Source organism: Afipia felis ATCC 53690 (assembly GCF_000314735.2).
In the GTDB taxonomy this organism is placed as follows: Bacteria; Pseudomonadota; Alphaproteobacteria; order Rhizobiales; family Xanthobacteraceae; genus Afipia; species Afipia felis.
This window is the reverse complement of the sequence record NZ_KB375270.1, coordinates 3,339,243-3,360,691: the sequence shown is the minus strand read 5'-3', so window position 1 is coordinate 3,360,691 and position 21,449 is coordinate 3,339,243. Positions and strand designations below refer to the sequence as shown.

At 62.9% G+C, this 21,449-nt stretch carries 23 protein-coding genes; 17 read left to right on the top strand and 6 right to left on the bottom strand.

The genetic code is table 11. From position 1 onward, the window contains the following. The first annotated feature begins 94 nt into the window (after positions 1-94). Positions 95-895 (top strand): DUF2865 domain-containing protein, encoded by an 801-nt coding sequence (locus tag HMPREF9697_RS16055; RefSeq protein WP_002718295.1) that lies wholly within the window; start codon positions 95-97, stop codon positions 893-895. A gap of 13 nt (positions 896-908) precedes the next feature. Here HMPREF9697_RS16055 and HMPREF9697_RS16050 read toward each other — a convergent pair whose 3' ends face one another. The 3 genes from HMPREF9697_RS16050 to HMPREF9697_RS16040 all read right to left on the bottom strand — a co-directional run bounded on the left by HMPREF9697_RS16050 (position 909) and on the right by HMPREF9697_RS16040 (position 3,941). Continuing rightward, on the bottom strand, positions 909-1,340 hold the full coding sequence (locus HMPREF9697_RS16050; RefSeq protein ID WP_002718294.1) for a hypothetical protein: 432 nt from the start codon (positions 1,338-1,340) through the stop codon (positions 909-911). 144 nt (positions 1,341-1,484) lie between these two features. Then, a complete protein-coding gene (locus HMPREF9697_RS16045; RefSeq protein WP_002718293.1) occupies positions 1,485-3,101 on the bottom strand; it encodes a phosphoenolpyruvate carboxykinase in 1,617 nt (538 codons plus the stop codon). Between the two features lie 102 nt (positions 3,102-3,203). Continuing rightward, complete coding sequence (locus tag HMPREF9697_RS16040; protein WP_002718292.1) at positions 3,204-3,941, bottom strand: HugZ family pyridoxamine 5'-phosphate oxidase; 738 nt, start codon at positions 3,939-3,941, stop codon at positions 3,204-3,206. A gap of 224 nt (positions 3,942-4,165) precedes the next feature. Here HMPREF9697_RS16040 and HMPREF9697_RS16035 point away from each other — a divergent pair, with 224 nt between their 5' ends. From HMPREF9697_RS16035 to HMPREF9697_RS16005, 7 genes are all read left to right on the top strand, one after another. Continuing rightward, positions 4,166-4,870 (top strand): response regulator transcription factor, encoded by a 705-nt coding sequence (locus HMPREF9697_RS16035; RefSeq protein ID WP_002718291.1) that lies wholly within the window; start codon positions 4,166-4,168, stop codon positions 4,868-4,870. Positions 4,871-4,945: 75 nt separating this feature from the next. Continuing rightward, complete coding sequence (locus tag HMPREF9697_RS16030; RefSeq protein ID WP_002718290.1) at positions 4,946-6,781, top strand: sensor histidine kinase; 1,836 nt, start codon at positions 4,946-4,948, stop codon at positions 6,779-6,781. Further along, a complete protein-coding gene (locus tag HMPREF9697_RS16025; RefSeq protein WP_002718289.1) occupies positions 6,778-7,221 on the top strand; it encodes an HPr kinase/phosphorylase in 444 nt (147 codons plus the stop codon). The genes HMPREF9697_RS16030 and HMPREF9697_RS16025 overlap by 4 nt, the downstream gene beginning before the upstream one ends. 209 nt (positions 7,222-7,430) lie before the next feature. Next, positions 7,431-7,832 (top strand): PTS sugar transporter subunit IIA, encoded by a 402-nt coding sequence (locus tag HMPREF9697_RS16020; protein WP_002718288.1) that lies wholly within the window; start codon positions 7,431-7,433, stop codon positions 7,830-7,832. Positions 7,833-7,834: 2 nt separating this feature from the next. Beyond that, on the top strand, positions 7,835-8,131 hold the full coding sequence (locus HMPREF9697_RS16015; protein ID WP_002718287.1) for an HPr family phosphocarrier protein: 297 nt from the start codon (positions 7,835-7,837) through the stop codon (positions 8,129-8,131). Positions 8,132-8,238: 107 nt separating this feature from the next. Next, entirely contained in the window at positions 8,239-10,044 is a 1,806-nt protein-coding gene (gene lepA, locus HMPREF9697_RS16010; protein WP_040307984.1) for a translation elongation factor 4, read from the top strand. Positions 10,045-10,185: 141 nt separating this feature from the next. Beyond that, positions 10,186-10,368: a YegP family protein gene (locus HMPREF9697_RS16005; protein WP_002718285.1), complete on the top strand. Its 183-nt coding sequence runs from the start codon at positions 10,186-10,188 to the stop codon at positions 10,366-10,368. Positions 10,369-10,423: 55 nt separating this feature from the next. Here HMPREF9697_RS16005 and HMPREF9697_RS16000 read toward each other — a convergent pair whose 3' ends face one another. Further along, positions 10,424-11,662 (bottom strand): alpha/beta fold hydrolase, encoded by a 1,239-nt coding sequence (locus HMPREF9697_RS16000; RefSeq protein WP_002718284.1) that lies wholly within the window; start codon positions 11,660-11,662, stop codon positions 10,424-10,426. Between the two features lie 141 nt (positions 11,663-11,803). On the opposite strand from HMPREF9697_RS16000, the gene mepA reads away from it, so the two are divergent. From mepA to modC, 7 genes are all read left to right on the top strand, one after another. Beyond that, positions 11,804-12,751, top strand: a complete 948-nt coding sequence (gene mepA, locus HMPREF9697_RS15995; RefSeq protein ID WP_051053947.1) for a penicillin-insensitive murein endopeptidase — start codon at positions 11,804-11,806, stop codon at positions 12,749-12,751. 166 nt (positions 12,752-12,917) lie between these two features. Next, positions 12,918-13,505 (top strand): rhodanese-like domain-containing protein, encoded by a 588-nt coding sequence (locus tag HMPREF9697_RS15990; RefSeq protein WP_002718282.1) that lies wholly within the window; start codon positions 12,918-12,920, stop codon positions 13,503-13,505. 157 nt (positions 13,506-13,662) lie between these two features. After that, entirely contained in the window at positions 13,663-13,872 is a 210-nt protein-coding gene (locus HMPREF9697_RS15985) for a TOBE domain-containing protein (RefSeq protein WP_002718281.1), read from the top strand. Continuing rightward, positions 13,872-14,375 carry a hypothetical protein gene (locus HMPREF9697_RS15980; RefSeq protein WP_002718280.1) on the top strand — a complete coding sequence of 168 codons (504 nt, stop codon included), beginning with the start codon at positions 13,872-13,874 and terminating at the stop codon, positions 14,373-14,375. Before HMPREF9697_RS15985 ends, HMPREF9697_RS15980 begins: the two co-directional genes overlap by 1 nt. A gap of 248 nt (positions 14,376-14,623) precedes the next feature. Next, on the top strand, positions 14,624-15,436 hold the full coding sequence (gene modA / locus HMPREF9697_RS15975) for a molybdate ABC transporter substrate-binding protein (protein WP_002718279.1): 813 nt from the start codon (positions 14,624-14,626) through the stop codon (positions 15,434-15,436). Positions 15,437-15,454: 18 nt separating this feature from the next. Beyond that, on the top strand, positions 15,455-16,150 hold the full coding sequence (gene modB, locus HMPREF9697_RS15970) for a molybdate ABC transporter permease subunit (RefSeq protein ID WP_002718278.1): 696 nt from the start codon (positions 15,455-15,457) through the stop codon (positions 16,148-16,150). Position 16,151: 1 nt separating this feature from the next. Further along, on the top strand, positions 16,152-16,817 hold the full coding sequence (gene modC, locus HMPREF9697_RS15965; RefSeq protein ID WP_002718277.1) for a molybdenum ABC transporter ATP-binding protein: 666 nt from the start codon (positions 16,152-16,154) through the stop codon (positions 16,815-16,817). A 6-nt stretch (positions 16,818-16,823) separates the two neighbouring features. On the opposite strand, the gene HMPREF9697_RS15960 is transcribed toward modC, so the two are convergent. Beyond that, entirely contained in the window at positions 16,824-17,603 is a 780-nt protein-coding gene (locus HMPREF9697_RS15960; RefSeq protein ID WP_430642225.1) for an ABC transporter substrate-binding protein, read from the bottom strand. Between the two features lie 149 nt (positions 17,604-17,752). Here HMPREF9697_RS15960 and HMPREF9697_RS15955 point away from each other — a divergent pair, with 149 nt between their 5' ends. Together HMPREF9697_RS15955 and HMPREF9697_RS15950 are read left to right on the top strand one after the other, a co-directional pair. Next, complete coding sequence (locus tag HMPREF9697_RS15955) at positions 17,753-18,760, top strand: FecCD family ABC transporter permease (RefSeq protein ID WP_002718275.1); 1,008 nt, start codon at positions 17,753-17,755, stop codon at positions 18,758-18,760. Continuing rightward, the gene (locus HMPREF9697_RS15950; protein ID WP_002718274.1) at positions 18,757-19,542 is read left to right on the top strand and encodes an ABC transporter ATP-binding protein; all 786 of its coding nucleotides are present in this window, start codon (positions 18,757-18,759) and stop codon (positions 19,540-19,542) included. Before HMPREF9697_RS15955 ends, HMPREF9697_RS15950 begins: the two co-directional genes overlap by 4 nt. Before the next feature lie 10 nt (positions 19,543-19,552). On the opposite strand, the gene HMPREF9697_RS15945 is transcribed toward HMPREF9697_RS15950, so the two are convergent. Then, on the bottom strand, positions 19,553-21,346 hold the full coding sequence (locus HMPREF9697_RS15945; protein WP_002718273.1) for a potassium/proton antiporter: 1,794 nt from the start codon (positions 21,344-21,346) through the stop codon (positions 19,553-19,555). Positions 21,347-21,449: the final 103 nt, after the last annotated feature.

The window sequence follows — 21,449 nt, the reverse complement described above, 5'->3', positions numbered from 1 at the left end:
GATCTAAACTCTCCATTTACCATCCCGCGATAATGTTTCGACGCTGGCGCCGCAGGTTGCCGGCTGACATTCCCGTCGCGTCGTGGAGTAAGCGTTGCGTTTGCGTTTCGCATTCATGCCCGGTCACGTCGCGCTGCTGGCTGTGTCCCTGCTGGCGCTGACGCCGCGCCCGGCTTCCGCTGGCTTCTTCGATTTTCTGTTCGGCGGCGACCGCGCACCCCGCGCGACCCAGTCTCCCACGCAAACCCAGCAGACGGATTTCTTCGGCAACCCGATCGATCCGGGTCCGACAAGCGTCGCGCCCGTGAGCAGCGGCCGCTCCGCGTCCTATTGCGTGCGCACCTGCGACGGAAAGTATTTCCCGCTGTCCGCGCGCGCCGGCATGACGCCCGCCCAGATGTGTCAGTCATTCTGCCCGGCGAGCACCACAAAGATTTACTTCGGAAGCAACATCGACAGTGCGCTCGGCCCGAACGGCGAGCGCTATGCCGACTTGCCTCACGCCTTCGCCTATCGCAAGGCGCTGAAGGCGGACTGCACTTGTAACGGCCGGGATCCCGCAGGGCTTGCGCCGATCGATCTGTCGCTCGACACCACGCTGCGGCCCGGCGACATCGTTGCCACCACCGACGGTTTGGTTGCCTACAAGGGCGTGTCGCCGATCAACGGACAGACCGCGGAGTTCACACCCGTCGCGAATTATCCGGGCCTGACGCCCGAACTGCGCGCCAAGCTCGGCGAGATGAAGGTCGCGCCGGTGCGGGCAGACATCAGTCAGGCTGAGCCGAATTCGAACGTGGAGATCACCGGCGCGCTGCCGATTGCCAAATCTGCGCATGCGAGCGGCGCCGCGCCGAAAAACGCGATGCCGACAACCCGCGCCTCGCTTTATTGAGGCGACACGGCTGCTAGCGGCTGACGATCACGCCGATTACGTTCGGGACCGAGCGGAAACGATCTTCCCACTCGAGCCGCGCAGCGGCACGGTTTTCCGGCGTTAGCAGGCCGCGCTTCTCGGCCAAAATCATCCAGCAATAACCCCACCAGTCGGTGAGGATGCCCTCGTCTCCGAGAAGATCGTAGCCGTGCTCGGCCGCGAACAGGCGCGCGCGATACTCATCAAGCGTATCGAGAAACTCGTGATCCTCCACTGAGAGCATGTCGTCGGAAATATCCTCGATGGTGTAGCCCCACACCGACAGGCATACCGCATTGAAGGCGCGGTCGATCTGGTCGTCGTCGATCATCTGGCGGCGCGCGGCGGCGTGCAGGCGCGTCAGCGTCCGCGCGAAATCGGCGATCCGGGTCATGGCGACGGCGTTCAGCGCAGTATGGGACATGGCACCCTCGAAACAAAAGAGCGCCTCCAGCGGCGCCCGGCGAATCACCATGCTACAGCAATCGTTAAAAATGTTCTATATTTGTTCTCATCGCAAAAACCACCCGCCGCGGCGTTTGGCCCCGGCGGACAGATAAGGGACGCGTTACTCGGCCGCCTGTTTCACCTCGGGCGCGGCCGCCAGCACGTCGGCATCAACGAGCTTCTCGAACTTGGCGAAGTTCTTCTGGAACATGCCGACCAGCGCCTGTGCCGTCTTCGCGAACTCGGCCTTGTCCTTCCAGGTATTGACCGGATCGAGAATCTCACTCGGCACGCCGGGTAGCGCGGTCGGCACCGCGAACCCGAAATAAGGATCGGTGCGGAATTTGGTATCGCGCAGCGAGCCGTCGAGCGCCGCGGTGAGCAGCGCCCGCGTCACCTTGATCGGCATCCGGCTGCCCGTACCGAACTTGCCGGCGGTCCAGCCGGTGTTCACCAGCCAGCAGTCAACGTTATGTTTGGCGATCAGCTCCCGCAGCATCTTGCCGTACACGGTCGGATCACGCGGCAGGAACGGCGCGCCGAAGCAGGCGGAGAATTCCGGCTGCGGCTCATTGCCGAGACCCCGCTCCGTGCCCGCGACCTTGGCAGTATAGCCCGACAGGAAGTGATACATCGCCTGCGACGGTGTCAGCTTGGCGATCGGCGGCAGCACGCCGAAGGCGTCGGCCGCGAGCATCACGATATTCTTCGGCTGTCCGGCGCGGCCGGTCGGCGACGCGTTCGGAATCGCATCGAGCGGATAGGCCGAGCGTGTGTTCTCGGTCTTGGAGCCGTCGTCGAAATCGACTTCGCGAGTCGAAGGATCGACCGCGACATTCTCCAGGATCGCGCCGAAGCGCAGGCTGGCATCGTAGATCGCAGGCTCCGCCTCGCGCGACAGGCGAATGGTCTTGGCGTAGCAGCCGCCTTCGAAGTTGAACACACCGTCCGGTCCCCAGCCGTGCTCGTCGTCGCCGAGCAGCGTGCGACCGGGATCGGCGGAGAGCGTGGTCTTGCCGGTGCCGGACAGCCCGAAGAACACTGCCGTGTCGCCTTTCGGCCCGACATTGGCGGAGCAATGCATCGGCAACACGCCCTGTTCGGGCAAATAGAAGTTCAGCGTGGTGAACACCGACTTCTTCATCTCGCCGGCGTACTGGCTGCCGCCGATCAGCACGATCTTGCGGGTGAAATCGATCGCGACGACGTTTTCCGATTTGCAGCCGTGGCGTTTCGGATCGGCGCGGAAGCTCGGCAAATCGATGATGGTGAGTTCCGGCACGAAGCCTGCCAGCTCGGCCGTCTCGGGCCTGCGCAGCAGCGTGCGGATGAACAGCGAGTGCCACGCGAACTCGGTGTAGACACGCACCTTAATCTGGAATTTCGGATCGGCGCCGCCATGGAGATCCTGCGCGAACAGCGTCATCCCCTCGGCATGCTTGATGAAGTCCGCATGCAGCGTCGCGAACTGTTCCGACGTGATCGACTGATTGGTGCTCCACGACATCGTCTTGTCGGTGAGCGCATCGCGCACCGTGAACTTGTCCTTCGGGCTGCGGCCGGTGAACTCGCCGGTCTCCGCGCACAGCGCGCCCTCCCGCGTCAGCTCCGCCTCGTAGCTTTGCAATGCATGTTCGTAGAGGGCGGCCGTGCCGAGATTCCAGTGCACGGCCTTGAGTTTCTTGAGACCGAACTTGTCGACGCCGAATGCGCCGTTATGTACGCCACTCTGCTCCACTGAACGTCTCCCATTATGCTACGCGTTCTGCGCAGTCGTTGATTTAATGAGGTGAGCTTATCTCCTCGAAAACGGACTGACGAGTCGCACCGAAAGCGCCGGTTAACCCGCCTTCGCGCGCGCCTGCGCGGCCAATTCCTTCAGGAGCATCCGCAAAACCTCCGGACTGGTCACGTGCCGCGGGAACGTCAAACGCAGATACCGGCCCTCCGCGGCAAGATCGAGACCATCCGGATCGCAGGCCACACAGGACCAGTCGGCCGCTGGTGCACCTGCGAGATGGACGGCATATAGATTCATCGTATCGCGGTGATCGGCATTGAGATGCGCGACGATCCCCTCCTCCGCCGCGAGCAGGCTCTCCGCGTCATCGACCGCGGTGAGAAAGCGCGCGGGCGGCAGATCGACGATGCGGCCGAACCCCGCAACGAGATGCACGCCCGTCGGGAAAATCTTCAAAAAGGAGAAATCGGCGAAACCGGCGAAATCCGCGGCCGAGGGGTGAAAAGCGAGGTACCGCCGCCTGATACGCGGCAGGTCATCCGGCGCTGTCGGCCGCGCCTCGCCCGCCAGCATGATCCGGGCGCCCTCAAGCGGATCGCCTGCCCGGCGCTCGTCCAGCATCAAAGAGACGCGGGCATCCGACGCGATGTTCTTGGTGTGAAGAGCCAGGGCCGAAACCAGCAGTAACGGCGCCCCATCGGCATCCGGCGCCACATTGACCAGCGAGCAATAGGGTGCGCCGCTTTCCACCATCAGCGTCGCCAGCGCCCCCTGACGGCTGGAACGGAGCAATTCGCGGACCATTCCGGCGGAATCGGACGACGGCGACGGTTTCATGGCCCAGAATCTTTCTTGAAATTAAAGGACTTTTTCCAAGCGAAAGGTGGTTCTTTTCGTGGTTTGGCGCATTATATGAGCAAAATCAGGTTGATTTGTCTGGGTCGGGGAACCCGGTCACATTTCAGCCCAGCTTGCATTGCTCGTGGATTATCCCGATTGCCTTATTTTGCTCGGCATCAGGGTCTCAACCAGACGCATCAAAAACGCTCGGAAACCAGACCATGCCAACAATCGCTCTCGTTGACGACGATCGCAACATCCTCACTTCTGTCTCGATCGCGCTGGAAGCCGAAGGCTACCGGATTATGACTTATACTGACGGCGCCTCCGCGCTGGACGGCTTCAAGACCAGCCCTCCCGACATGGCGATCCTCGATATCAAGATGCCTCGCATGGACGGCATGGAGACGCTGCGTCGCCTGCGCCAGAAATCCGACCTGCCGGTGATCTTCCTCACGTCCAAGGACGAGGAGATCGATGAACTGTTCGGCCTCAAGATGGGCGCCGACGATTTCATCCGCAAACCGTTCTCCCAGCGGCTGCTGGTGGAGCGCGTCAAGGCCGTGCTGCGCCGCGCGGTGCCGAAGGACCCCACCGTCACGCAGAAGGAAATGGACGCCAAGGCATTGGAGCGCGGCATGCTGCGCATGGACCCCGAGCGCCATACCTGCACCTGGAAGAACGAGCCGGTGACACTGACGGTCACCGAATTCCTGATCCTGCAGGCGCTCGCTCAGCGCCCCGGCGTCGTGAAAAGCCGCAACGCGCTGATGGACGCCGCTTATGACGATCAGGTCTATGTCGACGACCGCACCATCGACAGCCACATCAAGCGCCTGCGCAAGAAGTTCAAGGTCGTTGACGACGACTTTGAGATGATCGAAACGCTTTACGGCGTAGGCTATCGTTTCAAGGAAGCCGCCTGAGCGGCTTTCCAATTTTGGAATCGAGATTGGCGGCGGGCTTCCTGAGGTCAAGGCGCCCGCCGCTCTGACAAGCGAATGGGTTTACGATTGCTCGACCGCCCGCAATCAGATCAATCCAAGACCACCGGCGGTGCCGCACCGGCCGATCTTGCGCCTGACGAGGCCTCGATCGATGATGTCGCACCCATCGAGACCCGCGCCAAACACCTCAGCGTCTTCCAGCGCGCGAGCCGCTATTTCCTTGCCCTGACATTCTCCAGCCTGACGCGGCGCATTGTCTCGCTCAATCTCGCGGGATTGATCGTGCTGGTGGTCGGCATCCTCTATCTGTCGCAATTCCGCGCCGGACTGATCGACGCCCGCGCGCAGAGCTTGCTGGTGCAAGCCGAAATCATCTCAGGCGCGATCGCCGCCTCCGCCACGGTCGAGACCAACGCCATTACCGTCGACCCGGACCGCCTCGGCGATCTCAAGCCCGGTGAAAGCTACGGGCCGAACGACGAAACGCTCTCCGGCATGGACTTTCCGATCAATCCGGAGCGCGTCGCCCCGGTGCTGCGCCGCCTGATCTCGCCGACAAAGACGCGCGCGCGCATCTATGACCGCGACGGTGTGCTGCTGCTCGACAGCCGCAGCCTTTACGGCCGCGGCGATGTGATGCGGTTCGAACTGCCCGCGCCTTCCGACAGCAAGCCCGGCCTGTGGGAACGCACGGTCATTGCGATCCGCACATGGCTCAACCGCGGCGACCTCCCGCTCTATCGCGAGTTGGGCCCCGAGAACGGCAACGGCTATCAGGAAGTGCAGCAGGCACTCGATGGACAGAGCGCCAGCAGGGTACGGATCAACGACCGCGGCGAGGTGATCGTCTCCGTCGCGGTGCCGGTGCAGCGATTCCGCGCAGTGCGCGGTGCACTGATGCTTTCCACGCAGGGCGACGACATCGACGAAATGGTCACGGCCGAGCGCCTCGCGATTCTGAAAGTGTTCGGCATCGCCGCCGTGGTGATGATCGCACTGTCGCTCCTGCTCGCGAGCACCATCGCAGGTCCGGTACGTCGCCTCGCCGCCAGCGCCGAGCGCGTGCGCCGGCGTATCAAGACCCGCGTCGAGATTCCCGATTTCTCCTCGCGCAGCGATGAGATCGGCCACCTCTCGCAGGCGCTGCGCGACATGACGGACGCGCTCTACAACCGCATCGACGACATCGAGCGTTTCGCCGCCGACGTCGCGCATGAATTGAAAAATCCGCTGACCTCAATGCGCTCCGCCGTCGAGACGCTGCCGCTCGCAAGATCTGACGACAGCCGCGGCAGGTTGCTCGCCGTGATCGAACACGACGTGCGCCGTCTCGACCGCCTGATCTCCGACATCTCGGACGCAAGCCGCCTCGACGCCGAATTGCAGCGTCAGGATGCCGAGCCGGTCGATATCCGCCGCCTGCTGGAGACGCTGACCTCCGTCGCCAACGAGACGCAGCAGGGCCACGAGGTGAAGGTGGAAACGCGCTTCGAGGGTACGGCGTTCGACGCCTTCTCGGTGCCCGGCCACGATTCACGTCTCGGCCAGGTAATCGCCAATCTGCTCGCCAATGCCCAGTCCTTCTCGAAACCAGGCAGCAAGGTCCGCGTCACCTGCCGCCGCCGTCGCGATCAGGTCGAGATCGTGATCGACGATGACGGTCCCGGCATCCGCCCCGGCGCATTGGAGAAAATCTTCGAGCGCTTCTACACCGACCGGCCGCATCAGGGCTTCGGCCAGAATTCCGGATTGGGGCTTTCGATCTCGAAGCAGATCATCGAAGCGCATGGCGGAAAGATCTGGGCCGAGAACCGTGCTGGTCCGACGGATGCCGAAGGCGATGCGCGGGTCGCCGGCGCGCGTTTCGTGGTGCGGTTGCCCGCGACATGACGCCGCCATCCGCCAGCGTTCACGCCTCTGCCGTCTGCGTCGGCGATCGGGCGATCCTCATTCGTGGTGCCTCCGGCACCGGCAAATCGCGTCTCGCGCTCGATCTCATTCTCGCAGGCCGCACCGGTGCGATCACAGAGACGCGGCTGATCGGCGATGATCGCGTGCGTCTCGATACCCGGGACGGCAATCTTATCGTGCGTGTTGTTCCCGAGCTTGAAGGCATGATCGAAATTCGCGGTCTCGGCATCCGCCGCTGCGCATTTGTTCCCGAAGCGCAGGTTGCGCTGGTGGTCGATCTCGCCGCTTCCGATGCCGAGCGGATGCCACCGCCGGAGCGGCTCAAAACCTTGATTTCAGGGATCGAATTGCCCCGGATTCCGGTCGGGCCGGAATACGATCCGCTGCCGCTGGTGCTCGGGTTCCTCTCCACGAATTAACCTTGCCGTTATGTCGCGGTAGGCTGCCGCCGATTGCCGGAAGGGATTTGGTAACCATATAAATCCCACTATAACCTCCAGTTTAGCCGGCACGGCTTCCTGCGGTTTCAGCGGGGGCAATGCCATTGACCCTCTTGCGCCCACGCGCGGGATGGTCAACATGTGGCCCTTTCGTGCGGTGCACCAAACGCACCCGCGAGGAGTCTTTGATGATAGGTCTGGTTCTGGTGACCCACGGGCGTCTTGCCGACGAGTTCAAGGCAGCGCTTGAACACGTCATGGGTCCGCAAAAGCAAATCGAAACGATCACGATCGGCGCGGAAGACGATGCCGATTTGTGCCGCAGCGATATAATCGAGGCCGTCAAGCGCGCAGACAGCGGGCAAGGCGTTGCCATTCTCACCGACATGTTCGGCGGCACGCCTTCGAACCTCGCGATCTCCTGCATGAGCCGCCCGAAGGTGGAAGTGCTTGCAGGCATCAACCTGCCGATGCTGGTGAAGCTCGCCAAGGTGCGCGAGGAGAAATCGCTGCCTGACGCGATCGCCGCAGCTCAGGAGGCGGGGCGCAAATATGTCACCATCGCCAGCCGGGTTCTGGCGGGGAAATGACCATGGCGGACGAGCAAACGTCACAGGCCGATGCCATCGTCCGGGAGATTCCCATCACCAACAAGCGCGGCCTGCATGCGCGGGCGTCCGCCAAGTTCGTGCAGACGGCCGAGAAGTTCGACGCTGAGATCACCGTCACACGCAACGGCGAGAGCGTCGGCGGCACCTCGATCATGGGCCTGATGATGCTGTCCGCCGGGATCGGAACATCGATCACCGTCACCGCGACCGGCCGTGAAGCGCGGGAAGCGGTCGAGGCCATCACCACGCTGGTAACGAACAAGTTCGACGAAGAGTAACACCGTTCCCGCCCGGTCCGGCCGGCCTCCGCAAAACCCGTTATTTTATGCCCCAAAGCAGCATTCGGCCTTTGCCGGAAAATGCTGCAAATGGTATCCCCGCGCGCATGACAACCACCCCGATATCGAACATCCGCAACTTCTCCATCGTCGCCCATATCGACCATGGCAAATCGACGCTGGCCGACCGCCTGATCCAGACGACGGGCGGCCTTGCCGAGCGCGAGATGAAGGAACAGGTGCTCGATTCGATGGATATCGAGCGCGAGCGCGGCATCACCATCAAGGCGCAGACCGTCCGCCTCCATTACAAGGCGAAGGACGGCAAGGACTACATCTTCAACCTGATGGACACGCCCGGCCACGTCGACTTCGCCTACGAGGTCAGCCGCTGCCTCGCCGCCTGCGAGGGTGCCCTGCTCGTGGTCGACGCCTCGCAGGGCGTGGAAGCGCAAACGCTCGCCAACGTCTATCAGGCCATCGACAACAACCTCGAGATCGTACCGGTCCTCAACAAGGTCGATCTGCCCGCTGCCGAACCCGAGCAGGTGAAGCAGCAGATCGAGGACGTTATCGGTATCGACGCCTCCGACGCCATCATGGTGTCTGCCAAGACCGGCCTCGGCATTCCCGACGCGCTGGAAGCGATCGTCACGCGCCTGCCGCCGCCGAAGGGCGATCGCGACGCGACGCTGAAGGCCCTGCTCGTTGACAGCTGGTACGACGTCTATCTCGGCGTCGTCGTTCTCGTCCGCGTCGTCGACGGCGTGCTGAAGAAGGGTGATCGCATCCGCATGATGGGCACGGGTGCTGCCTATGACGTCGAACGCGTCGGCGTGTTCACGCCGAAGATGGTCAATGTCGACGAACTGGGGCCGGGCGAAGTCGGCTTCATCACCGCCGCGATCAAGGAAGTCGCCGATACCCGCGTCGGCGACACGATCACCGACGACCGCAAGCCGATCACCGAAATGCTGCCGGGCTTCAAGCCGGCGATCCCAGTGGTGTTCTGCGGCCTGTTCCCGGTCGATGCCGACGACTTCGAGACGCTGCGCGCGGCGATGGGCAAGCTGCGCCTGAACGACGCGAGTTTCTCCTTCGAGATGGAAACCAGCGCGGCATTGGGTTTCGGCTTCCGCTGCGGCTTCCTCGGCCTGCTGCATCTAGAGATCATCCAGGAACGCCTGTCGCGCGAGTTCAACCTCAACCTCATCGCGACCGCGCCGTCCGTCATTTACAAAATGCACCTCAACGACGGGCAGGAGATCGAGATTCACAATCCGATCGACATGCCGGACGTAGTGAAGATCGCCGAGATCGAGGAGCCGTGGATCGAGGCAACGATTCTCACACCCGACGAATATCTCGGCTCCGTTCTGAAGTTGTGCCAGGAGCGGCGCGGCACGCAGAAAGAACTCACCTATGTCGGCGCGCGCGCGATGGTGAAATACGAGCTGCCGCTCAACGAGGTGGTATTCGATTTCTACGACCGGCTGAAATCGGTCTCGAAGGGCTATGCCTCGTTCGACTATCACCTCACCGACTACAAGGCGGCTGATCTCGTCAAGATGCAGATCCTCGTCAACAGCGAGCCGGTCGATGCGCTCTCAATGCTCGTGCACCGCTCGCGCGCCGAAGGCCGCGGCCGCGCCATGGTCGAGAAGATGAAGGAACTGATCCCGCCGCACATGTTCGTCATTCCGATCCAGGCTGCGATCGGCGGCAAGGTGATTGCGCGCGAGACCGTGCGCGCACTGCGCAAGGACGTCACCGCGAAATGTTACGGCGGCGACATCACGCGCAAACGCAAACTTCTGGAGAAGCAGAAGGAAGGCAAGAAGAAGATGCGGCAGTTCGGCAAGGTCGACATTCCGCAGGAAGCCTTCATCGCCGCGCTCAAGGTCGATAGTTGACCGCACATCGCGGTCCTGCGAGGCGGAAACACTGATCTCGGGCCCCTGTCGGGCTTGACTCGCTAAGGGACCCGCTCAAGCATTCTCCCGGCCGGGGCAATGAAGCCCTGCGCTTTTCCTTTGCGAATTTCGGGAGGCATGATGGCTTACAAATTCGAGATTTATAAAGACAAGGCGGGAGAATTCCGGTTCCGGTTTCGAGCCCCGAACGGCGAGGAAATGTTCGGCTCGCAGGGTTACAAGCAGAAATCGTCCGCGACCAGCGCCATTGATTCCATCAAGGCCCATGCTCCCGGAGCCGAGATCGAAGATCAGACCAAGTAAGATTTGATGTCGATTTCCGGGCCTTCAGATCGAGAAGGCTCGGGAATCGGAAACTTCACTTGCCGGCTTTCGGCAGCGTGCGGCAATTCTTTGCGGCTCGCTGGCTCCTGAAGCGCGCATCGATCCAGGCCAGCGCATCGGCGCCGCCTTTCTGCATCGAGCCGTTGTGGTCCGCACCCGCGACCACTCTGTAGTCGACATCGTTGCCGCGGATGCAGAGTTGTTTGGCGACATCGTCAGTGTCGCCGGGTAACACGGTCACGTCGGCTGTGCCTTGCACGACAAGCGTGGGCGCGAAGATGCGCAGCAGCCCCGGCTCGTTCCTGCGCGCCATCTTGAGGAAGGCTCGCACATCCGGCTTGGCGACGAACTGATCCTTGGCGATGGCGGTCGACCAGTAGCCGGTCGACAGCGCATGCGTCATGCAGCCCTCCAACAGATCCGGCATATGCGACAGCGCCTGCGGCGTCAGGATGCGCGCGAGATCGATGTTCTTATTGGTCTTGGCATAAGAGCCGAGTGTGTAGAGCACATAAGGCAACGCCAGCTCGGTCGTCGGCGACGTCATCACCGCATCGAGCCGCCCTGCGATATGCGAGCCGGGCGCGAAGGCGACATTACCCACGAGCCTAAATTCAGAAGCGTAGCGCGGGCCCTGTGCCGCAGCGAACAGATCGACCTGTCCGCCCTGCGAATGGCCCATTACCGCGTATCGCTTGCCGATCCGCGGTTCGATGGCCTTTGCGGCGCGTAGCATGTCGAGCGCATTGCGCCCGGTCGTTACGCCTTGCAGGAACGGATGGTCGCCCGGCGTGCCGAGCCCGGCATAGTCACTCGCGACGACGACGTAGCCCTTCTTCACGAAGCTATCGAGCAGCGTGCGGATGATCGCGATGTAGTCGTGTTCGGGGCCGTTGTCGGTATCGCGCGACGGCGCGCATGACGGCGCAAGGCCGGTGGTGCCGTGAGTCCATGTGATGACCGGCCAGCCGCCGCGCGGCGGGGTGCCTTGCGGAATTGAAACCGTGCCGGACACCGCGACGCTCTCACCGGCACCGCCCACCGAGCGATACAGCACGAGGATATTCTTCGCCGCGCCCGGTAGCGCCATCGTGCCATCCAGCGGGCGCATCCAGATCACCGAGCCGCGTGGCCCCTTCGGCAGCGGCGACGGCGGCGCATAGAAGGCATCGCCCGCAGGCCCGGCCGGAATGGGAGCCGCGCGCGCCGGAAGCGAGGCCAGGCAGGCGATGGCGACCCAGATAAACGCGGCGATATGACGGACAACGGACATGCAAATGCTTCCTGTGCGAGACGACCCGATCATCATCAACCTCTGAAAGATGGATGAATGCAACCATGTGCGATGGACCTCTTCAAGGAACTCGCGCGCGGCGATTCTCCTCAAGCCCCTCTTACGCTATGCTCGCACGCGATGACCTCGCGCCTGATTCTCACGCCCGGCCTTTTGTCCGCTGCCGTCGTCGCAGCCATCATCGCTATGGCGTCTCCCGCGCTCGCGCAAGACAGAGGCACGCTGAATCCAAAGCCGTTGCCACCGCTCGCCGATCCGAACGATCCGCATCTCGCGGCAAAACAGTTGTTCGGGCGGGAGCCTTCGCCTGCACGGCTCGCGCCGCGTTCGATCGGATTTTATGCCAAAGGCTGCCTCGCCGGCGCAGAGGCGCTGCCGATCGACGGGCCGTACTGGCAGGTGATGCGTCTGTCGCGCAACCGCAACTGGGGCAACCCCACGCTCGTCGCGTTCCTGGAACATCTCGCAGCGAAAGCTCACAAGCTCGGCTGGCCGGGCCTGCTCGTCGGCGACATGTCGCAGCCGCGCGGCGGGCCGATGTTCACCGGCCACGCCAGCCACCAGATCGGGCTGGATGCCGACATCTGGCTGACGCCGATGCCAAACCGCACGCTCACCCGCGCCGAGCGCGAAAACATGTCGGCCGTGCAGATGGTGCGGAAAGACCGCCTCGACATCGATCCGCGCGTCTGGACGCCTGAACATCTCAAGGTCATCCGCGCAGCCGCCGAGGCGCCGCAGGTCGAACGCATCTTCGTCAACGCAGCGATCAAGAAGGCACTGTGCCGCGAGGCGACCGGGAATCGTCAGTGGCTCTCAAAAGTCCGGCCGATGTACGGGCACGATTATCACTTCCACATCCGCATCAAATGCCCGGCAGGCAGCGCCGGATGCGAACCGCAGACGCCGCCGGATGATCACGAGCATTGCAAGCCTGCGGATCTCGCCTACTGGTTCAGCGACGCGGTGCTGCATCCGAGGCCACCGAAGGTGCCGCCGAAACCGAAGCCGCCTTTAACGCTTGCTGACCTGCCCGCAGCCTGCCGCACGGTGCTCACCGCGCCCTAGCGGAAGACCTGTGCGCTATTGCAGGAAAAGCTAATTTAGAATAATCTAAATTATTGAGCCTCCCCGGAACGTGTCCCGAGGATCGGCATGCAGCGAGGTGCGCCCTCGCCTGTCAGCTGTCCTGTCCGGCTCGCAACATCATCACTCATTCTTTCGGGAGACGTTCATGAAACGATTCTTGTTCGGAGCGCTGGCGCTTCTGCTGACGGTGTCGGCATCTCACGCACTCGACGCCGCTTCGGTGCCGAAGCAGAAGCAGACCCGGCTCGGCAAATATCTGTCCGCGCAGGAAGCGTCGGACTTCGTCGCCAAGCATCCGAAGGACAGCCTGTTCCTCGACGTGCGCACGCCCTCCGAAGTCGTCTTTCTCGGCATGCCGAGCGAAACGGATGCGAACGTGCCCTATATGCTCGAGCCCGCCATTCCCGTGTTCGATCAGCAAAAGCACACGCTCAAACTCGAACCCAATCCCGACTTCATTCCCGAAGTACGCAAGCGTCTGAGTGCGAAGGGACTCACCAGCGACAGCCCGATCGTACTGATTTGCCGCTCCGGTGATCGTAGCGCGGCGTCAGCAAACCTGTTGAGCGAAGCCGGCTTCAAGAATGTCTACACCGTCGTCGAAGGCTTTGAAGGCGACCTTGCGTCAGACGGACCGCACGCAGGCCAACGCGCCGTCAACGGCTGGAAGAACTCCGGCATGGCGTGGTCCTACAAGCTCGACAAAGCCAAAATGTACCGCGTCGATAACTGACGCTGTCACAATGCTTTTCCGCCGCGTTTGAACCGCCCGTCCTGACTTGCTAGCTTGTCCTTATGCTTGCACCCTGCGGCGTTTCAGGATTCATAATCTTGCCATTTCTGGCTCGTTACCTTCAGCGTGATGGCCGCCAAACAATGAGGAGATCGACATGCGTATCAGCGCCCGTAACCAGATCAAGGGAAAGGTCGTGGAAGTCACCAAGGGTGCGACCACCTCGCACGTGCGCGTCGACATCGGCGGCGGCCAGATCGTGACCTCGGCGATCACCAATGAAGCCGTCGACGAACTCGGCCTAAAAAAGGGCGACAACGTCATCGCCGTCATCAAGGCCTCCGATGTGATGATCGCGGTGAACTGATGCGCAAGCGCCTCGCCGTCGCTGTCCTGATGCTGGGCCTCGCGCCCGCTTATGCAGCCGAGCCTGTCGGCTGCGAGCATTTCAAATGGCCGGTGACGCGCGAGCGCGCGCTTCTGACCACACCCGACTTGCCGAATCTGAAGTCGGGCGTGGACGTCTCGACACTGCCGCCCTTCGCGGCAACATTGTCTCTTCACCCTCCGACGGAGGCGGGGTTGCCCAAGCCCTCCGAGCGGACGCAAAAGCCCGGTACCTTCGCCGGATATTTGCGTCTCGGCCAAATTCCCGGCGGCTTCTACGCCGTCAGCGTTTCGGATGGTGCCTGGATCGACTTGATCCAGGATGGCAACTACCTCAAGCCGACGGAATTCAGCGGCGCGACTGGCTGCTCGGGAATCCGCAAGACCATGCGCTTCAATATTGCCGGTGGGCCGGTCACCATGCAGATCAGCAGCGTCGCGACCAAAACGATCCGGGTTGCTGTCACGCCATCGTCGAACTGAACCGTATTCCTGCACCATTCCATAGCCAAGCCGCAGCTAGGCCGTTGGTACATCTAGGCAAACCACGTGAGTGCGGCAGCACCGACCCTTTACGCACGCCTCATGCCTGATATGGTGCGCCTCGCACGATGCTTTGGCTCGCCGTAAGCCTGCCGAAGCCTTTGGAACGGCGCTTCCAATTTTCGTCCCTTCCCATTTGACACTTGGACTCCGCCCGGATTTTGCGGCGGAGGGATATGGAGCGCGTTATGCAATTGTTTCCCCGTATTTTCCTCGCCGCTGCGCTGGTCAGCGCACCGCTTGCGACCTCGGCGTTTGCGCAGGATGCGAAGCCTGCCGCCGCAACGTCGGCCAAGACATTCATCAACTTCGCCGCCGCCTCGATGAAGAACGCGCTCGACGAAGTCGATGCCGCCTATGCCGCGAAGTCCGGAAACAAGGTCACCGCAAGCTATGCGGCCTCGTCCGCGCTTGCCAAGCAGCTCGAACAGGGCGCGCCCGCCGACGTCTTCATCTCGGCCGATACCGCCTGGATGGACTACGCCATCAAGAACAAGAGCGTGAATCCTGCCACCCGCATCGATCTGCTCGGCAACAGCATCGTCCTGATCGCGCCGAAGGATTCCAAAATCACCCACGTGGACATCAAGCAGGGCTTCGATCTCGCCAAGCTCGTCGGCGACGGCAAGATCACCACGGGCGACGTCAAGGCCGTGCCGGTCGGCAAATACGCCAAGGCCGCGCTGGAGAAACTCGGCGCATGGCAGGCTGTCGAGCCGAAAATGGCGATGGCTGAAAACGTGCGCGCAGCACTGGCACTGGTGTCGCGCGGCGAAGCCGCTCTCGGCATCGTCTATTCCACCGATGCCAAGGTCGATCCCGGCGTGAAGATCGTCGGCACCTTCCCGGCGGATTCGCATCCTCCGATCATCTATCCGGTGGCAGCGACCGCCACCGCGAAGGACGGCACTGCGGACTATCTATCGTTTCTGAAGAGCTCGGCGGCAAAAGCCACGTTCGAGAAGTACGGCTTCAGCTACCTGATCAAGCCCACGACGTAAGCGACATCGCGCACGACTGTGTTCGACATCACTCCTGAAGAATGGACGGCGATCGAGCTTTCGCTTCGTGTCGCCGTCGTCGCCACGCTGGTATCCACGCCAATCGGCATCGCCGTGGCGTGGCTGCTGGCGCGTCGCGATTTCTGGGGCAAAGCGCTCCTTGACGCGGTGATCCATCTGCCGCTGGTGCTGCCGCCCGTCGTCACCGGTTATCTTCTGCTGCTGAGCTTCGGCCGAAAAGGCCCGATCGGCGGCTTCCTCGACCATTACCTTGGCATCGTATTCTCGTTCCGCTGGACCGGCGCCGCGCTGGCTTGCGGCGTGATGTCCTTTCCGCTGCTGGTGCGGCCGATGCGGCTGTCGATCGAGGCGATCGACCGCAGGCTGGAGCAGGCTGCGGGCACACTCGGCGCCACGCCTTGGCAGGTGTTTCTCACCGTGACGCTACCACTTGCTTTGCCCGGCATCGTCGCTGGAATGATCATGGGTTTCGCCAAGGCGCTAGGCGAATTCGGCGCAACCATTACCTTCGTCTCGAACATCCCGGGCGAAACACAAACCATCTCATCGGCGATCTATTCGCTGATCCAGACGCCGGAAGGCGACATGCCGGCGTTGCGGCTCGTCATCATCTCTGCCGTCATGGCCATCGGGGCACTGATTGCTTCGGAATTCTTCGCACGGCGCGCACTGCGCCGCATTCACGGGCTGTGACATGCTGAGCATCGACGTCACCAAGCAGCTCGGCGAATTGAAGCTCGAAGCCGCATTCCAGAGCGACAGCCCCGTCACAGGCCTGTTCGGGCCGTCCGGCGCTGGCAAGAGCTCGATCATCAACATGATTGCCGGCCTGTCGAAACCGGATCGCGGCATTATCGCCATCGGTGACGAGACGGTGGACGATACCACCAAAGGCCTGCACGTGCCGCCCTATCGCCGGCGCATCGGCTACGTGTTTCAGGATGCGCGGCTGTTTCCCCACCGCAGCGTCGCGCAGAATCTCGATTACGGCCGGCGCATGAACAAGCTCGCACCGGATGCCGCGCATTTGCAGCACATCCTCGCCCTTCTGGATATCGGCCATCTCCTGATGCGGCGGCCGGGGCAATTGTCCGGCGGCGAACGCCAGCGTGTCGCGCTCGGCCGCGCGTTGCTCTCGAAACCGCGCCTTCTTCTTCTCGATGAACCGCTCGGATCGCTCGATCAGGACCGCAAGGCTGAAATCCTGCCCTATCTCGAGCGGCTGCGTGACGAGGAGAATATCCCGATGGTCTATGTCAGCCACGACCCGGACGAGACGCGCCGTCTTGCCGGGCATGTGGTGATGCTCAAGCGCGGCCGCATCGTCGCGCAGGGCGGGCCGGAGATTCTTCCACCTTAAAACGCCCTAACGCAGTTTCTTCAACGCATCCTTCAGAACACCGAGGCCTTCGAGCAGCGCAGGGCCGCCACACAGCGTGTAACGCGACGGCAGATTGATGCGCTTCGTCTCGTTGTAGCGCGCACGCAGCGCGGGATGCGTGAGAAACAATGCGCCCTGATCGCTCGCGTGGCTCGCCGTCTCCTGCAGCACCAGAATATCCGGACCTGCCGTGAGCAGCGTTTCCATATCCATGAAGCCGCCGATGCCGCCGCGCGCATTCGGCGGCGGCTTCAATCCAGCCGCAGCCAGCATCGACGCGACAAGGCTCTCTGTGCCTTCCGTGTAGCCTTCCCGCTGCAGGACGATGGCGGTGCGCGGCGGATTCAAAGCGACCGCTTTCAGGTCCGATTCCGCCCGACGCAGTTTTTCGGCGAGGATCTCACCGCGCTCGGGATGGCCGAGAAGCGTGGCAATCTCACGCACTTGCGCGCGCGCCTCGGCAAGATTGCGCACCAGCGCGACCTGCACCACGCGAAGCCCCGTCGCGGCAAGAATGGCCTGCGTCGGCCGATCACTGAAGCCGGACAGAACAAGATCCGGAGCCAAATTGACCACTGACTCAGAGTTCCAGTCGATTTTCGGAAAAGCCTCTGCCTGCTTCGCCGTGACCGACAGCGTGGCATCGGTCGCATAGGGTGACAGCGCTGCGATCTGCGCAGGATCAGCCAGCGTCAGCAGCAACTGATCTGCACATAGATTGAAGGATACCACGCGCTTCGGCGGCTCCGCAGCCCTGCAGACCATATTCGCCAGCAGCAAGATCAACGCTGCGCAAACTGATGTTTTCCGGGCCGGCATGTCCCTGTTCGCCATTTTCTTGATCGCGGGGCCCTGTTATGCCACGCCCATCCTATCGCGCCAGCCGCTGGCGCCCTGAATCGTACCCGGATCGCATGGCCTTCGACCGACAGGGAAGTCTACTCAGCCTCCTGCTTGCCGCCCTCGTTGCGGTGCTGTTCGCGTCGTCGTTGATGACGGGACCGGCGCATTTCGGCGCAGAGACCGTAGCAAAGGCTTTATTCTCCGATCAGGGCGTCGCCTCGATCATCGTCCGCGACGTGCGCCTGCCGCGTACACTGCTCGCGACCCTGATCGGCGCGACGTTCGGGATTGCGGGCGCGTCGCTGCAGGGACTGCTGCGCAACCCGCTCGCCGAACCGTCGCTGTTCGGCGCGCCGCAGGCCGCCGCCGCCACCGCCGCGGGCCTGATGGCCTTCGGACTTGTGAGCCCTATTTCGCTCGCCGTGCCGCTCGGCGGCATCCTTGGCGCGCTGCTCTCGGTCGGCGCGCTGGTTGCTATCGCCGGGCGACGCGCCTCGCTGACCATGACGCTGCTCGCGGGCCTCGCGCTCGCAAGCCTCGCAGGGGCTGCCATCGCACTCGTCCTCAATCTCGCGCCCAATCCCTACATCGCACTGGAAATCGCATTCTGGCTGCTCGGCTCGCTGCGAGACCGCAGCATGATCCATGTCTGGATCGCGGCACCATTCATGATTGCAAGCTGGATCGTGCTCGCGGCAAACGCCCGCGCCTTCCGCGCGCTGACGCTCGGCGAGGATGCGGCGACCTCGCTCGGCGTCAATGTCGGACGCGTGCGGATCTGGGTCGTGATCGGCGTGGCGCTCGGTGTCGGCGCGGCGGTGTCTGTGGCGGGCGCGATCTCCTTCGTCGGCCTTGTCGCACCGCATCTGGTGCGGCGGTTCTACGGCTCCGATCCGGCCCGCACACTGCTTCCCTCCGCGCTGGCGGGCGCCGCGCTGCTGCTTGCCGCCGATATCATCGTGCGGCTCGTGCCCGGACCGCTGGAGATCAAGATCGGCGTCATCACCGCGCTGATCGGCGTGCCGTTCTTCATCGTGATGATCTTCCGCGAACGTCAGGTGCTGGAGGAATCGGCATGAAGCCCGACACCGCACCGCGCCTGCACGCGGACAACCTCACCATCCGCCGCGGGGCGCGCACCATCGTGACCGATGCAAGCCTCGTGCTGAACGCAGGCGAACTGACAGTGCTCGCCGGGCCGAACGGTGCCGGAAAAACCACGCTGGCCCGCGCCATGGCGGGGCTTATTCCGTCGCAGGGCAATATCAGCCTCGACGGCACGGCGCTGGCCGCCATGAGTACGCGCGAACGCGCCCGCGCGCTGGCCTATCTGCCGCAAGGCCATGAATTCCACTGGCCGATGAGCGTCGAGCATATCGTCGCGCTCGGGCGCGAGCCGCATGCCGATCCGTTTTCGCAAGTCACGCCCGAGGATCGCGCCGCCATCCTGAGCGCGATGGAAGCGACCACGACCGACACGCTCGCCACCCGCATCGTCACCACGCTGTCCGGCGGCGAACGCGCCCGTGTCGCGCTCGCACGCGCGCTCGCGACGCAGGCCTCGGTGCTGATCGCCGACGAGCCGATCGCCGCGCTCGACGAACGTCACCAGCTCATCGTCATGGAATTGCTGCGCGGCATCGCCCATCGGGGCGCGGCGGTGCTGGCGATCATTCACGATCTCACGCTGGCGGCGCGTTTCGCCGACCGCGTGGTTCTGATGGATGAAGGCCGTATCATCGCCAACGATACGCCGGGGGCGGCGCTGACGCCGGAACGCATCGCGCAGATTTTCAACATCTCCGTGCACCGGATCGAGACGCCGGACGGGCCGTTGCTGATCCCGTCCCGCGCGCTCTGAAACACGAGCGCTAGGTGCCCGATAACCTCTTCCAGGCCCGCAAGACCTTGCGCTGGATCGCTGGGATACGCCGGGGCACGCGGATGGGCTTTTCATCCTGCGACAGGCGCAGGCCGATGACATTGACGCGGTTACCACCGAGACCACGGGCCACCAGGGCGATGGACCCAAGGGGTAGCGCCGCGCCGACACGGGGCGCACCGTCCAGATGAATGTCGAAATAATCCGCCAGCGTCAGTGATCGCAAATTCGCAGGCACATCGATGCCATAGACTTCGGCCACCGCATCCAGCGTTACGTCGCCCGCGAGCATGAAGTCACCGAGCAGGTTCGGATCGGGAGCCGCCACCGGCGCCATATCGACGAAGAAACGGTCGAGCGCGTCAGCCTTCTCCGGCGGCGCAAGCAGGTAGAGATAGTCGCCCTTCTGAACCGGCGCGGCTTCCGCGGCGGACAAGATCTTCTCCTCGCGGATAACCAGCGTCGGCTTCGACCACGACGGGATCAGTCCTCGCTTCAGGAACAGACTGTTGGGTCGCACGGCATAGCCGACCAATTGCTGTTCGAGCTGCCCCGGCAGATCCAGTTCGATGCGTCGCGGGCCGCGATCAGTACGCGGCAGAGCGACGTGCAGCCGCCGCGCCGCGAACCCGAGCGTCCACCCCTGTAACAGAAGGGAGACGATAACGACGATGAACGCGACATTGAAGTAGATCTGAGCCTTCGGCAGATCGAGAAGCAGCGGAATCGACGCGAGGAAGATCGCGACGGCACCGCGCAAGCCGACCCAGGAGATGAATATCTTTTCGCGCAGTTGAAAGGGGAAAGGCGTCAGGCAGAGAAACACCGCCACCGGCCGCGCGAAGAACATCAGCCCAAGTGCAACCGCCAGCGCCGGCAGAGCCACCACCGCCAGCTTGTCGGGCGACGCGAGAAGGCCGAGCAGCACGAACATCACGATCTGCGCAAGCCAGGTCGCGGCATCAAGGAACGTCAGCACGGAATTGTGAGCGCGCGTGGGGCGGTTTCCGATCACGATCCCGGCGAGATAGACCGCAAGAAAACCGGACGCATGATCGATCTGCGCGAAGCCGAAAATCACCAGCGCCGCCGTGGTAACGAACGGCGCATGCAGGCCCTGCGGCAGGGATATCTTGTTGAGCGCAAACACGACAAGCCGGCCACCCAAAAATCCGATGACCATGCCGAGCACCGCTTCCTGCGCGAACTGCCAGAAGATGTGCGAGGCCGAGCCTTTTCCGAGCGACAGGAACTCTACCAGTACCATCGTCAGAAACACGGCAAACGGATCGTTGGTGCCGGATTCGACCTCCAGCGTCGCACCGATGCGCGGACGAAGGCGCAGGCCCTGCGCATGGACCAGCAGAAACACCGCTGCGGCATCCGTCGATGCGACCACCGCCCCAAGCAGGAAGGACTCGATCCAGCTCAGATCGAGTACATACTTGGCGATAGGGGTTGTCAGCAGCGCCGTTATCAGAACGCCCACGGTCGCGAGCACTGCCGAGGGCGCGATAACGGCGCGGATGCTCTGAAAGCGCGTCTTCAGTCCGCCGTCGAACAGAATCAGCGCCAGCGCTGTGGAGCCGACCAGATAGGCGAGCCTGACATCGTCAAATTTGAGCTTGCCGACCCCGCCATCGCCCGCGAGCAGACCGAGGCCAAGGAAGACCAGCAACAACGGTGCGCCGAACCGAAGCGCCAGCAAGCTCGATAATATGCCAGCCATGATCAGCACGGAGCCGAGCAGGATCGAGAGACTGACGGAATCGAGAATGGCCATGGGCGGCGGGGACTTTCGACTTGCGCTTCCACCTTGCTTATAGTGGCCACGGCAGATCGCCAAATAAAATCGGCATCACAAATGTGCCGGATTTCCGGCGCCA